Below are 13689 nucleotides of genomic sequence, written 5' to 3' on the forward strand. Positions count from 1 at the left end.
AGGCACACAGCAGTCGTAAAAAAGCCCCGCCAGACACGGTCTGGCGGGGCTTTTTACTTCAAGCGCCGTAAGGCCTTAAAGTGCCATGTCACTGGCAGGGTTGCTTTCACGCTTTTCTGCAGGCTTGGCAGCAGGTGCCGGAGCAGCTGCGGCAGAAGCCTTGTTCACTGGCGGCGGAGGCGTCAGTTGCAGGGTTTCAGCGGTGTATGCCCATTCCTGTGCAACACGGTCCGGGTTTTCGTTCAGCTTGGTGCCGTAGCTTGGAACGATCTGGTGCAGTTTTTCCTGCCAGGCTGGTGTCGCTACTTTGTCCTTGAACACTTTCTCAAGCACGCCGAGCATGATCGGAGCAGCAGTCGAAGCACCTGGGGATGCACCCAGCAGGCCGGCGATGGAGCCGTCCTTGGACGCCACGATCTCGGTGCCCAGTTTCAGGACGCCGCCTTTCTCTTCGTCACGCTTGATGATCTGAACGCGCTGACCGGCCTGCATCAGGCGCCAGTCTTCTTTCTTGGCGTTCGGGAAGTACTGCTGCAGCGCCGCGAAGCGATCGTCATCGGACATCATGACCTGACCTGCCAGGTATTCGATCAGTGGGTACTGAGCGATGCCGACACGGGTCATTGGCCACACGTTATGCGTCGTGGTGCTGGTCAACAGGTCCAGGTAAGAACCGTTTTTCAGGAACTTCGTGGAGAAGGTCGCGAATGGGCCAAACAGGATCACGCGCTTGCCGTCCAGAACACGGGTGTCCAGGTGTGGAACCGACATGGGTGGTGCGCCTGTGGACGCGATGCCGTATGCCTTGCCCATGTGCTGCATGGCCAGGGTAGGGTTCTCAGTCACCAGCCACGAACCGCCGACCGGGAAGCCGCCGTATTCCTTGGCTTCAGGAATGCCCGACTCTTGCAGCAAATGCAGCGCCGCACCGCCAGCGCCGATGAACAGGAACTTGGCGTCGGTCTCGGTTTCAGTACCGTCTTTCAGGTTCTTGTACTTGACGCGCCAGCTGCCGTCTTCGTTGCGGGTGATGTCCTGGACTTCACTCGACAGCTTCAGGCCGAAGTTGGATTTGGTCTGCAGATTGGCCACGAACTGACGAGTGATTTCGCCGAAGTTGACGTCTGTACCAATCGGGCTCCAGGTCACGGCCAGCTTCTGCGCCGGGTCACGACCTTCCATCATCAGTGGAACCCACTTCTTGATCTGCTCGTGGTCTTCGGAGTACTGCATGCCGCTGAACAGCGGGCTCGATTGCAGTGCTGCGTAACGCTTGCGCAGGAACTCGATGTTGTTGTCGCCCCACACGAAGCTCATGTGCGGCGTGGAGTTGATGAACGAACGCGGGTTCTTCAGAACGCCGGTCTTGACTTGCCAGGACCAGAACTGACGCGAAACCTGGAAGGCTTCGTTGATTTCGATCGCCTTGGAGATATCGACGTTGCCGTTCTTGTCTTCCGGGGTGTAGTTCAACTCGGCCAGGGCAGAGTGACCGGTACCGGCGTTGTTCCAGCCGTTGGAGCTTTCTTCGGCCACGCCATCGAGGCGCTCGACCATTTCCATCGACCAGCCAGGCTCCAGCTCATTGAGCCAGACCGCCAGGGTCGCACTCATGATGCCGCCACCGACAAGCAATACATCTACTTTCTTGGCTTCGGCGGAGTGCGCGGGCATCATCCCAAGCGACAGCGCCAGACCCAGAAGGGCCGTGTTCACTTTCTTCAACATGCTGTAATCCATTTGATAAATGCCATCCGCCGACTGCTCCTGGGGATCCGGATTCTGCATCTGCCGCAACGCATGCGACAAACGCCCGCACCTTCAGGGGCTAGAGGTGGACATACAAGGCCAATACAATACTGCTCAAGACCTCATTTTATGCCCGACTGCGCTGGCTTCTTATCATCATTGGATTCAGCGTCATGAAGCGACATGTGCTAACGGGTGCCACGCAAGATCGGGAAACAAATCCCGTATTCATTGCGCAATGCGCACCTGATCAGCCTGTTCACGGAGTCTTGGACGCCGCATGGGGGTCATGGGGACACGCTCTGAGGCGTTTTTTTGTGCTCACGCAATGCGGCACACCATGATGCCATATCGGCAAGACGCGGCATTTTCGCATATTGTGAGGTGTCGACGCGAGGTGTTATCTATACACCGACATCTCTGCGTTAGCGCACATGAAACAAGGCATGTCCAGCCTTTATCGTCATGCAGACCCTTACCTTGAGCCCACGCCCGTGTTTTGACCGAAATGCGGCATGCGTGGCGGCCCTGAATCCGCTTCGTTCTCTCGATTTAACCGGCGCAATCGCAGTGATTGTGCTCAATGCCTGCGATTGATGAGCCCCGCTCAGTACTTCAAGTAACGCCACGCAGCTAATGCCCTCTGACGGTAGCTGCTAAGGTCATTTGAAGCCCTCTGTATTTCGGGAACTCTTCTTTAAACGCAAGGAGTGGAACGACGACTCGCCAATATCCAGTAACAGCGGCATGACCCCAGCGCCAACCGAAACGTTGAACTTTCAATGTTCCAGCCAGTTAAACACTTATCCGAACCGTAATGCCAAAACGCTTCTAGCTCCTGTTTCCTGATCTGCACACGTTACAGAGACTTGAACCGGCCCTGATAGAACACACGCTGCCCAGCACAATGACGCCCGCCACTTCATAGCAGTGACGGCCATGACAAGGTGATTCTGATGAGTGAAACCAAGACGCACAAAGGACCTGTTGCCGACGATGCCGTGCAGCCTTCACGACGCAATTTTTTGAAGTTCGGTGCGTCCGGGATCGCTGCCGCAACTCTGTCGACCTGGATACCCGCTGACGGCATGGTGCAAGCCGCACCTGCGCCTGCGAAGCCTGTGGTAGAAGACACCGATGCCCCTGGCGTGGGCGAGCACCGTATCCAGTTGAAGGTGAACGGCCAGACGCACGCCTTGAACGTACCGGCCAATGCCGTGTTGCTCGATGTTTTGCGCGACCGTCTGCAACTGACAGGCACCAAAAAGGGGTGCGATCACGGTCAGTGCGGTGCCTGCACGCTGCTGGTCAACGGAGTGGCAATCAACTCGTGCCTGTCGATTGCCATTCAGCACGACGGCGACAGCATCACCACTATCGAAGGGCTGGCTGAAAACGGTACGTTGCATCCGGTGCAGGAAGCCTTTTGGGAACACGATGCGTATCAGTGCGGTTACTGCACATCGGGCCAGATCATGAGCGCTGTGGCGATTCTCAACGATCCGAATATTCCTTCGGACGACGCCAGCGTCCGCGAAGCCATGAGCGGCAATATCTGCCGTTGCGGGGCCTACAAGAACATCCTCTCGGCGGTCCAGTCTGCGCGCACGAAAATGCCGACCCCGAAAGCCGGAGGAGTGGCCTGATGAGAACGTTCGACTACGCACGGGCCACGTCGCCCGCACAGGCTGTGAGCAGCGTTTCAGGTGAGGGCGAGCGATTCTACCTGGCGGGCGGCACGACGCTGCTAGACCTGGTCAAGCTCGACATCATGCAGCCACAACAACTGGTGGACATCAATCATCTGGCGCTCAAACAGATCGAGTCGCTGCCCGACGGACGCCTGCGCATCGGTGCGCTGGTCAGTAACACGGACATGGCCAACCATGCGCTGGTGCGAGAGCGCTATCCGGTGTTGTCCCAAGCCATCCTGGCGGGCGCTTCTACCCAATTGCGCAACAAGGCCACCACGGCGGGCAACCTGATGCAGCGCGTCCGTTGCCCTTATTTTCGCGACGGAATTTCGGCCTGTAACAAGCGTGAGCCGGGCTCAGGCTGTGCAGCCATCGGCGGGATGAACCGGAGTGTGCATGCCGTGTTGGGCACCAGTGATCATTGCATCGCGACCCATCCCTCCGACATGTGTGTGGGTATAGCTGCGGTGGGCGCACAGGTTACCGTCCGGGGGCCTGATGGCAGCCGTGACATTCCCTTTGCCGACTTTCATTTGCTGCCGGGCAACACGCCTGAGCGCGAGCATGCGCTGGCACCTCATGAGCTGGTCACCCATGTGACGCTGGACGCGCCGTTGGCCGGCAGTTATTCCAGTTACCTGAAGCTGCGCGACCGCACCTCGTATCAGTTCGCACTGGCTTCCAGCGCGATCATTCTGGTCATGAACGGCAAGCGTATTGCCGATGCGCGGATTGCGCTGGGTGGCGTGGGCACCAAGCCTTGGCGCGCCGTCGAGGCCGAACGTGCGCTGATCGGCCAACACGCCGACCTGGACACGTTCTCCAAGGTGGCGGCACTGGCCATGAAAGGCTCCAAAGCCTATGAACACAACGCCTTCAAAATCCCGTTGGGTGAGCAGGTCATCGTCCGCAACCTTCGTGACCTAACGGCGTAGGATTTTTCCATGAGCGATCAGATCATCGGTGTTCCCCAGCGTCGTATCGACGGTGGCAAGAAAGTCAGTGGCGAGGCGCGTTATGCCGCCGACCATCCCATCAAAGACATGCTGTACGCGTATGGCGTTTACAGCACCATTGGCAGCGGCCGGATACTTGCCGTAAACGATCAGGAGGCGCGCAAGATGCCTGGCGTCGTCGAGGTCTTCCACCACGGCAATTTTCCGGATTTGCACCGCACGCCTGAATCTGCGTTCAGCTTCGCGACGATATTATCGGCGAGCAAGGCTGACGAGCATCGTCTGCCGTTCGAAGATGATCGGGTGTACTACCCCGGCCAGTTCGTGGCACTGGTGGTTGCAGAAAGTTTCGAGCAGGCCAGGGCGGCGGCGCATCGTGTGAAGGTCGACTACCAAGAAAGCAAGTCGATCAAGAATTTGCAGGAAGCGCTGCGTAACAATGGCGCCCGCGAAGGCGGGCCCGGACATACGCGCGGTAATCCGGACGGTGCATTTCTGAGTGCGAGCCGCAAGGTCGATCAGACCTACACCACACCTGTCGAAGTTCACAACCCGATGGAAATGCACGCCAGCACTGCATGGTGGCAAGACGGCAAGCTGTACGTGTACGAAAGCACCCAAGGCGTGGTCAATCACCGCAATCTGCTGGCCAATGTGTTCGATCTGCCGCCAGACCGTGTCGAGGTGCGTGCGCCGTTCATTGGTTCCGGATTCGGTGGCAAGCTTTGGCCGTGGCCGCATTCGGTGGCCGCCTGCGCCGCGTCGCGAGTGACCGGGCGTCCGGTCCAGTTGGTACTGCCTCGTGCGCAGATGTTCACCACCGTTGGCCATCGCCCGGAAACCCGGCAACGCCTGCGTCTGGCCAGTGACGCGAATGGCAAGCTGGTGTCGATCCGTCATGAGTCGTTCAACAGCACCTCCACACTCGACGATTACACGGAAACCTGTGGCAGTGTGACCAAGAGCCTGTACGGCTGCGACAACGTGCTGGTCAGCCATCGTGTGGCGTCGGTCAACCGCGGCACGCCAACCTCGATGCGTGCCCCCGGCGCAGCGCCAGGCTTGTTCGCGCTGGAGTCGGCCATCGATGAGCTGGCGCTGGCCAATGGCATGGACCCCGTGGCGTTTCGCAAGCTCAACCTTTCGGACAAGGACCAGAGCCAGGGCTTGCCGTGGTCGAGCAATCATTTGCCCGAAGCCATCGATCAAGCCGCCGAGCGTTTTGGTTGGCAGGCGCGCAAGGCCGAAGTCGGCTCGATGCGCGACGGCGATGAAATCATTGGTTATGGCGTGGGTGCATGTAACTGGGAGGCCTTTCAGGTGCCGACCGATGCTCGCGTGATCCTGCGTTCGGATGGCACAGCGCTTGTGCAATGCGGCCTTCAGGACATCGGCACCGGAACCTACACCATTGTTGCCCAGACGGTTAGCCAACTGACGGGTATCCCGATGGACCGCGTTGAAGTCGAATTGGGCAGTTCGTCGTTCCCGGCGGGTCCGGTTTCCGGCGGCTCCTGGGTGACTGCCAGCGTGATGCCAGCGGTTGCCGGTGCCACGCGTGAGGCGCTGCAGACGCTTCGTCAGTATTCGGTGGGCAAGCATGCAGTCTTTGCCGGAAAAAATGCCGAGTCGATTACGGTCGAAAACGGTCAACTGGTTTCAGGTGAACAGCGCGTCAGCTTCGTTGACGTGCTCAAGGGACAGCGGTTGTCCCGCGCGGAAGGCAACTTTCACAGTGGGATGCCTGAAAACGATAAGTTTTCGTTTCGCTCGTTCGGTGTTCACTTTGTCGAAGTGCGTTGGGACCCGGGCATCTCCAGCCTTCGCGTGGCGCGTGTGGTCAGTGCCATCGACGTGGGCAAGGTGGTCAACCCGTTGGCGGCGCGCAACCAAGTGGAGGGCGCAATCGTCATGGGCATCGGTATGGCCATGTTCGAAGCCGCGGAGTATGACCCCCGTACCGGCTTGCCGGTGAATAACAACTACGCCGAGTACGTGGTGCCGGTGCATGCCGATCAGCCTGAGATTGACGTGATCCTGCTGGATTACCCGGACCACAATCTGGGTGAGTTCGGCGCACGGGGTATCGGTGAAATCGGTGTGACGGGCCTTGCCGCAGCTGTGGCAAACGCCGTGTATCACGCCACCGGCAAACGGGTGCGCAATTTGCCCATCACCAAAGAAAAGCTGATGGCAGGGCTGTAGACATGAAACAACTAGATTTGCAGGTCATTCAGCAGGCACGCGACTGGCTGGCGACCGGCAAACCCGTGTGGCTTTGCACCGTCCTCTCGACCTTCGGTTCCGCCCCGCGCGGACCGGGGGCGATGCTGGTGGCGTTGGGCAGTGGTGAGCATCGCGGTTCTCTGTCCGGTGGCTGCGTGGAAGAGGATTTTCTGGAGCGACTGGCGGCTGGCCAGTTCGAACCTGTCAACCAGGTGGTGCGTTACGGCGAGGGCGGTCTGGCACCGACCCTGGCGCTGCCGTGTGGCGGCGTGCTGGATGTGCTGATCGAGTGCATCACGCCCAGCCCCGAGGCTGATCGGCATCTGGCGACCGTGGAACACGCGCTGGCCGGACGCACGCTGGTGGGGCGCGAGGTTGTGCTGGGCAGTGTGCAGCGCAGTACGGGCTCTGCGGTGCTGGGTGAGTCGAAAGTGCAGGTCGAAGGCGAGCGCATCAGCATTCGTATGGGGGCTGTCTACCGGGTGCTGTTGGCCGGTTTGTCGCCAGTGGCCGAGTTTTGCGCCAGCTTCGCCGTCGCGATGGGCTATGAAGTTATCGTCTGCGATCCGCGTCACGAGGTCACAGGGGGCTTCTCGATGCCGGGCGTCGAGGTACTGGATGTGCTGCCTGCGGTGTTTATCGCTGAGGGTGGCTGCCATGCGTCAACGGCGGTGCTCGCGCTGACGCATGATCCCAAGCTGGACGACCTGACCATGCTCGAAGCCGTGCGCACCGAAGCATTCTATATCGGTGCGATGGGGTCGATGCGCACGAGCAGCAAGCGTAAGGAGCGGCTGGCGAGGATTGGCGCACTGAGTGAGGAGGCGTTGGCACGCATTCATGCGCCGATCGGTCTGAATCTGGGCAGCAAAACCCCCGCTGAGATCGCCGTCGCGGTGATGGCCGATATCCTGCGGGTTGCCAACGGAATCAATCGTCAACAGCTCTAGCTTAGGCCTGAAAAGCGAGCGCCAGTGCCGCTTGCGTGTCGGCATCGCGAAGGATTCCGGGATCATCGCAGGCCAGCACATCGCAATGCTCGGGGTGGCTTTTGATAATCGATCTGGCGCCCTGATCGCCCTCAAGTTTCAGCAATAAAGGCCAGAAATCACGTCCGATGATCACAGGATGCCCGCGTTGCCCGTCGTGGCCAGGCAGCACGATACGCCGCGAATCGGATATCGCCGCAAGGTTGTGCAGCGTGGCAGGCTGTATCCACGGCATGTCTGCCAGCAGAACCGCAACGGCGTTGGCATCGGATGGCATCAATGCGGCGATGCCGCTGGCCAGGCTGTGACCCATGCCGAGGTCCGCCTGCGGGCTTCTCACGACGGTCACCTCTGGCGGAATGCCAAGCAGATCTGCGTCATCCTCTTCTCTTAATACCACCCATACGTCGCTGAACGCCTGCTGCGCGTTGTCGATGCTGGCGCGCAGCAAGGTACGCCCGCAGGGCAGGGTGGCGCGACGCTTGTCACCGTCGAAGCGTCTGCTGCGGCCAGCGGCCAGCAGCAGGGCGAACACTCGGGGAATTGGGCTGTCTATGCTGGTCAATCCGAAGCCTTTTGGACAGGTGAAGGAAAAACACGGGGCCTGCATCATGATGCCCTGCGACGCACGATGGCCTACGCGTGAGACACGCACAATGCCTTATCTCCCTGCCTTTTTGCAGTGACAAGATTTACATTTTCGGGAGTTTCACGTGAACAATCATATTCACCCAGTCGAACTGGAAAAGGCCTACCGCCTGCTCAATCATGGCCCTACCGTGCTGGTGTCATCCGCCCACGACGGTGTGCTTAACGTCATGGCAGCCGCCTGGGCCTGTGCGCTGGATTTCTCGCCTCCGAAAGTCACGCTGGTGATCGACAAGATGACCAAGACCCGTGGCCTGGTGGAGAACAGCGGTTACTTTGCGCTGCAGGTTCCCAATCTGGACCAGTTGCAACTGACCTTCGACGTTGGCACTCAGAGCCTGATCTTTACGCCGGACAAGCTGGACAAGGCCGGCGCCGAGCTGTTTCGCATCGAAGGATTCGACACACCGCTGGTGGCCGGCTGCTCGGCCTGGTTGATCTGCAAAGTCATCCCCGAGCCGCATAATCAGCAGACCTACGACCTGTTCATTGCCGAAGTGGTCGGCGCCTGGGCGGACAGCCGAGTGTTTCGTGACGGTCACTGGGAATTCGAAAAAGCCGATCCGAAGTGGCGCAGTCTGCACTACGTGGCCGGTGGGCATTTCTACACCATTGGCGATGCGGCAGTGGTGGAGACGGAAGCGGAGTGAGCGTCGCCACCTCGCGTGAAAAGGGACGCAGAGCGTCCCGGCGGCAGGCCCACGCAGAGCATGGGAACGATCAACATATACTGATCATTCCCATTCATTGAGCATCAATGATCAGGCATCCCTCAGTTGCGATCTCGCCACACGGTCTGTGCATTGGTGAACTCGCGTACGCCAAAGTGCGACAGCTCACGCCCGTAGCCGCTTTTCTTCACGCCACCGAAGGTCACGCGAGGGTCTGAAGCGCTGTAGCCGTTGATGAAGACGCCGCCGGTATCCAGTTCTCCTGCCAATTGCTCGGCCAGTTCCAGATTGCGTGTGTAGACGGTTGCGGTCAGCCCAAAGTCGCTGTCGTTGGCCAACGCCAGCGCATGACGGGCGTCGCGGGCGGTGATGATCGACGCAACGGGGCCAAACAGCTCCTGTTTGAACGACGTCATCTGGTCGGTCACATCACCCAGTACCGTTGGCGCATAGAAATTGCCCGTACCCGCGATCTTTTCTCCACCCAATAGCAGCGTTGCACCTTCAGACAGCGTGGCCTGCACCTGAGCATCGAGCTCATCGCGCAAGTCGAAGCGCGCCATCGGGCCTATGTAGGTGTCTTCCGCCAGCGGATCACCGATCGCCAGCTTGCGGGTTTCTTCAACGAATCGGCGGGTGAATTCTTCGACCACACCGTCTTCGATGATCAGGCGCTTGGCCGCTGCGCAAACCTGCCCGGTGTTCTGGTAACGACCGATCACCGCCGCTTTAACAGCCTGATCCAGGTCCGCGTCGTTAAGCACGATGAACGGATCGGAGCCTCCCAGTTCCAGCACGCTCTTTTTGAGCGCCGCGCCCGCTTGTGCGCCGATGGCCTGGCCCGCGCGTACGCTGCCGGTCAGGGTGACCGCAGCAATCCGAGGGTCGGCAATGGCTTTCGAAACACCCTCCTGAGTGGCGTTGATCACCTCGAACACACCGTCGGGAAAGCCAGCGCGCTTGAAAGCTTCAAGCATCAGGTACGCACTGCCCATCACGTTGGGCGCGTGCTTGAGGACGTAAGTGTTGCCGGCCAGCAACGTTGGCACTGCGCCGCGCAGCACTTGCCAGATCGGGAAGTTCCAAGGCATGACCGCCAGAATCGGACCCAGCGGACGGTACTCGATCCGCGCCTTGTCGTTTTCGACCTGAGTGGGCTCGGCAGCCAACATGGCCGGCCCCTGGGCCGCATACCAGTCGCACAGCTGCGCGCATTTCTCGACTTCACCGCGGGCCTGTTTGATCGGCTTGCCCATTTCCCGGCTGATCATCTGTGCAAAAGTGTTCGCGTCTTCACGCAGGGTCTTGCCCAGCGCAATGATCAACTGCGCACGCTCGTCGATGGTTTTGCGCTTCCAGACCGAGAAACTCGCAGCCGCGCGGGTGAGGCTGTTCTCAAGCTCTGCTTCGGAGGCAAACGCGTAATGGCCGATCTGTTCACCAGTGGTGGGATTGATCGAAATCGCGTGGGTGTTGCTGGATACAGCAGTCATGGCGCCATCCTGTTCAGGTGGGGAATGAAACCAGAATAAGCCCGTGACATGCTTTGCGAAACTGAATAATACTGATCGTATCTTTCACATTTGGAGAATGATGTGGATCTGGTCCAGTTGGAAATTTTCAAGGCTGTTGCCGACCACGGCAGCATCAGCGCCGCTGCGCAACACATCCATCGGGTGCCTTCCAACCTGACCACTCGAATCAAGCAGTTGGAGCAGGACCTGGGTGTCGAGCTGTTCATCCGTGAAAAGCTGCGACTGAGATTGTCGCCTGCCGGCTGGAATTTTCTGGATTACACACGGCGCATTCTGGACCTGGTCCAGGAGGCGCGGTTGTCGGTGTCCGGCGAAGAGCCGCAAGGTCCGTTTTCGCTGGGATCGCTGGAAAGCACGGCGGCGGTGCGGATTCCAGGGCTGCTGGCGTCCTATAACCAGCAGTACGCCAAGGTCGAGCTGGACCTGAGCACCGGGCCGTCCGGTACGATGATCGATGGTGTGCTGGCGGGGCGTCTGGTGGCGGCCTTCGTCGACGGTCCGGTGTTGCACCCGTCCCTTGAGGGCATGCCGGTGTTCGAAGAGGAAATGGTGGTGATCGCGCCACTGCAACATGCACCGGTGACGCGAGGGCGGGATGTGAGCGGGGAGAGTATTTACGCCTTTCGCGCCAACTGTTCGTACCGGCACCACTTTGAGCGCTGGTTCACCGATGACGCTGCCGTGCCGGGCAAAATTCATGAAATGGAGTCTTACCACGGGATGCTGGCTTGTGTGAGTGCTGGAGCCGGTCTGGCGCTGATGCCGCGCAGCATGCTGGAGAGCATGCCCGGCTGCACCACGGTGAGTATCTGGCCGATGTCCGAGGCGTTCCGTTACCTGCAAACCTGGCTGATCTGGCGTCGTGGCACCGAGTCGCGCAGCCTGACGCGGTTCATCGAGCTGGTGCAGGCACAGGGCGAGGCGCTCAAGCCCGCATGAGCGCTCGCCTGCTGTAACCGCCGATTACGCCTGCGAAAGCAGGTCGACGATGGCCTTGCCCACCTCTTGCGTCGAGCGTTTGCCGCCCAGGTCCGGGGTGATATCTGCGCGGGCGATCACCTGTTCGATGGCGCTGACAATCTCGTCGTGCGCTGCGGTGAAGCGGTCGTCTCCTTGACCGAGAAATTCCAGCATCAGCGCGCCTGACCAGATCATGGCAATCGGGTTGGCGATGTTCTTGCCGAAGATGTCCGGCGCCGAGCCATGCACGGGTTCGAACAGGGACGGGAAATTGCGCTCCGGGTTGAGGTTGGCCGACGGCGCGATGCCGATGGTCCCTGCGCACGCCGGGCCCAGGTCGCTGAGGATATCGCCGAACAGGTTCGACGCCACTACCACATCGAACCGCTCAGGTTGCAGCACGAAACGCGCACAGAGGATGTCGATGTGCTGCCGGTCCCAACTGATCGCCGGGTACTGGCTGGCCATCGCTTCGGTGCGCTTGTCCCAGTACGGCATGCTGATCGCCATGCCATTGGATTTGGTCGCCGAGGTCACGTGCTTGCGCTCGCGTTTGCTGGCCAGTTCAAAAGCGTACTTGAGGATGCGGTCGACACCACGCCGGGTGAACACCGATTCCTGCAGGACGAATTCGTTTTCGGTGTTTTCGAACATGATGCCGCCCAACGACGAGTATTCGCCCTCGGTGTTTTCCCGTACAACGATGAAGTCGATATCGCCAGGCTTGCGGCCCGCCAGCGGGCAGGGCACACCGGGGAACAGGCGCACGGGACGGATGTTGGCGTACTGGTCGAACTCGCGACGGAACTTGAGCAGCGAGCCCCACAGCGAAATGTGATCGGGCACTTTGTCCGGCCAACCCACGGCGCCGAAGAAGATCGAGTCGAAGCCCTTGAGCTGCTCGAACCAGTCATCGGGCATCATCTTGCCGTGCTCCAGGTAATAGTCGCAGCTGGCCCACTCGAAGTATTCGAACTCAAGCTCGATGCCGTGACGTGCGGCGGCCGCCTGGACGACGCGCACACCCTCGGGCAGCACCTCCTGACCGATACCGTCCCCGGCGATGGCAGCGATGCGTAGCTTCTTATTGTTCATGGCGAGGCTCTCTTGGTGGATGGGTTGCTCAGAGGCGTTATGCTATAAGCACACGATGCAAAGATAATCAGTGGCTTAATGTATTCAAGGAACACGTATCGTGAATAATTACCCCAGCCTTGATGACCTGAATGTGTTCATTCACGTGGCACGCCGATCCAGCTTTGTCGGCGCGGCCAACGAGCTGAGCATGTCTGCGGCTTACGTGAGCAAACGCATTCGTCTGCTGGAGCAGGGCATGGGCGTGGTGCTGCTGCACCGCTCGACGCGTCAGGTGTCGATTACCGAAGATGGCGAGCGGGTCTACGAGTGGGCCAAGGGCATTCTGGAGTCTGTGCAGCAGATGGGCGACGAAGTGGCGGCCCTGCATGACGAACCCAGTGGCCTGCTGCGCGTGGTCAGCAGCCAGGGGTTCGGGCGTCGCTTCGTGGCACCGGCGCTGTCGGAGTTGGCAGCGCGGTATCCGAAGCTGGATATCCGTCTTGATATCCAGGACCGGCTGATTGATCTGATCGAAGAGGGCGTCGACCTCGACATCCGGGTGGGCAACGAAATCGCGCCGCACCTGCGCGCCCGGCATCTGGCGAGCAACTGGCGGGTGCTGTGTGCCAGTCCAGAGTACCTGGCGTCACGCGGCGCGCCCATGAGCCTGGCAGAGCTGACCAACCATGACTGTCTGGTGATCAAGGAGCGGGACCGGCCGTTCGGGATCTGGCACTTGAGCGGGCCGCAGGGGGCGGAAACCGTCAAGGTGACGGGCAGCCTGTCGACCAACCACGGCGAGATCGCCCGGCAATGGTGCCTGGACGGGCGGGGCGTGTTGTTGCGTTCGCTGTGGGATGTGCGCGCCGACCTGGCCGAAGGGCGGCTGGTTCAGGTGCTGAGCGACTACCGTCAGGATGCGGACATTTGGGCCGTGTACACCTCACCACTGATGCGCTCGGCCAAGGTGAGGGTCACGGTGGAGTTCCTGCGCGAGTATTTTGCACAGGGTCAGGTTGGAGCGGGTGGGCAATAGCCAGTAGACCGTGGGAGCGGACTCGTCCGCGAAAAGGCCAGTACATCCGACGAAGATCAGTCGACTGAAATGCAGTATTCGCGGACAAGTCCGCTCCCACAGATAGTATGTTTTTCAGCCAATAACGCGTATCGGGAAAGACAGGCTC

The 13689-nt window shown here is 60.0% G+C and carries 11 protein-coding genes; 7 read left to right on the forward strand and 4 right to left on the reverse strand.

The features are described 5' to 3' along the window. Nucleotides 1-75: 75 nt before the first annotated feature. Nucleotides 76-1728 carry a malate dehydrogenase (quinone) gene (gene mqo / locus ALP40_RS19000; RefSeq protein ID WP_183136067.1) on the reverse strand — a complete coding sequence of 551 codons (1653 nt, stop codon included), beginning with the start codon at nt 1726-1728 and terminating at the stop codon, nt 76-78. A gap of 977 nt (nt 1729-2705) precedes the next feature. Between mqo and ALP40_RS19005 the strand changes: the two genes are divergently transcribed. The 4 genes from ALP40_RS19005 to ALP40_RS19020 are packed head-to-tail and all read left to right on the forward strand — an operon-like array spanning nt 2706 to nt 7575. After that, nucleotides 2706-3395, forward strand: coding sequence for a (2Fe-2S)-binding protein (locus tag ALP40_RS19005; protein ID WP_122209735.1), 690 nt, complete (start codon nt 2706-2708; stop codon nt 3393-3395). Beyond that, a complete protein-coding gene (locus ALP40_RS19010) occupies nt 3395-4378 on the forward strand; it encodes a xanthine dehydrogenase family protein subunit M (protein WP_122209736.1) in 984 nt (327 codons plus the stop codon). Before ALP40_RS19005 ends, ALP40_RS19010 begins: the two co-directional genes overlap by 1 nt. A 9-nt stretch (nt 4379-4387) precedes the next feature. Continuing rightward, on the forward strand, nt 4388-6604 hold the full coding sequence (locus ALP40_RS19015; RefSeq protein WP_122209737.1) for a xanthine dehydrogenase family protein molybdopterin-binding subunit: 2217 nt from the start codon (nt 4388-4390) through the stop codon (nt 6602-6604). Nucleotides 6605-6606: 2 nt separating this feature from the next. After that, nucleotides 6607-7575 carry an XdhC family protein gene (locus tag ALP40_RS19020; RefSeq protein ID WP_122209738.1) on the forward strand — a complete coding sequence of 323 codons (969 nt, stop codon included), beginning with the start codon at nt 6607-6609 and terminating at the stop codon, nt 7573-7575. Nucleotide 7576: 1 nt separating this feature from the next. On the opposite strand, the gene ALP40_RS19025 is transcribed toward ALP40_RS19020, so the two are convergent. Then, on the reverse strand, nt 7577-8179 hold the full coding sequence (locus ALP40_RS19025; protein WP_122209862.1) for a nucleotidyltransferase family protein: 603 nt from the start codon (nt 8177-8179) through the stop codon (nt 7577-7579). Nucleotides 8180-8327: 148 nt separating this feature from the next. Between ALP40_RS19025 and ALP40_RS19030 the strand changes: the two genes are divergently transcribed. After that, a complete protein-coding gene (locus ALP40_RS19030) occupies nt 8328-8912 on the forward strand; it encodes a flavin reductase family protein (RefSeq protein ID WP_122209739.1) in 585 nt (194 codons plus the stop codon). 122 nt (nt 8913-9034) lie between these two features. Here ALP40_RS19030 and ALP40_RS19035 read toward each other — a convergent pair whose 3' ends face one another. Then, on the reverse strand, nt 9035-10426 hold the full coding sequence (locus ALP40_RS19035) for an aldehyde dehydrogenase family protein (RefSeq protein WP_122209740.1): 1392 nt from the start codon (nt 10424-10426) through the stop codon (nt 9035-9037). A gap of 102 nt (nt 10427-10528) precedes the next feature. Here ALP40_RS19035 and ptrR point away from each other — a divergent pair, with 102 nt between their 5' ends. Further along, a complete protein-coding gene (ptrR, locus tag ALP40_RS19040) occupies nt 10529-11407 on the forward strand; it encodes a putrescine utilization regulator PtrR (protein ID WP_122209741.1) in 879 nt (292 codons plus the stop codon). Nucleotides 11408-11431: 24 nt separating this feature from the next. Here ptrR and ALP40_RS19045 read toward each other — a convergent pair whose 3' ends face one another. Then, a complete protein-coding gene (locus ALP40_RS19045; RefSeq protein ID WP_122209742.1) occupies nt 11432-12523 on the reverse strand; it encodes a tartrate dehydrogenase in 1092 nt (363 codons plus the stop codon). A 100-nt stretch (nt 12524-12623) separates the two neighbouring features. Between ALP40_RS19045 and ALP40_RS19050 the strand changes: the two genes are divergently transcribed. Next, nucleotides 12624-13541 (forward strand): LysR substrate-binding domain-containing protein, encoded by a 918-nt coding sequence (locus ALP40_RS19050; protein WP_122209743.1) that lies wholly within the window; start codon nt 12624-12626, stop codon nt 13539-13541. Nucleotides 13542-13689: the final 148 nt, after the last annotated feature.

Source organism: Pseudomonas viridiflava (assembly GCF_003702045.1).
Classification (GTDB): Bacteria; Pseudomonadota; Gammaproteobacteria; order Pseudomonadales; family Pseudomonadaceae; genus Aquipseudomonas; species Aquipseudomonas viridiflava_C.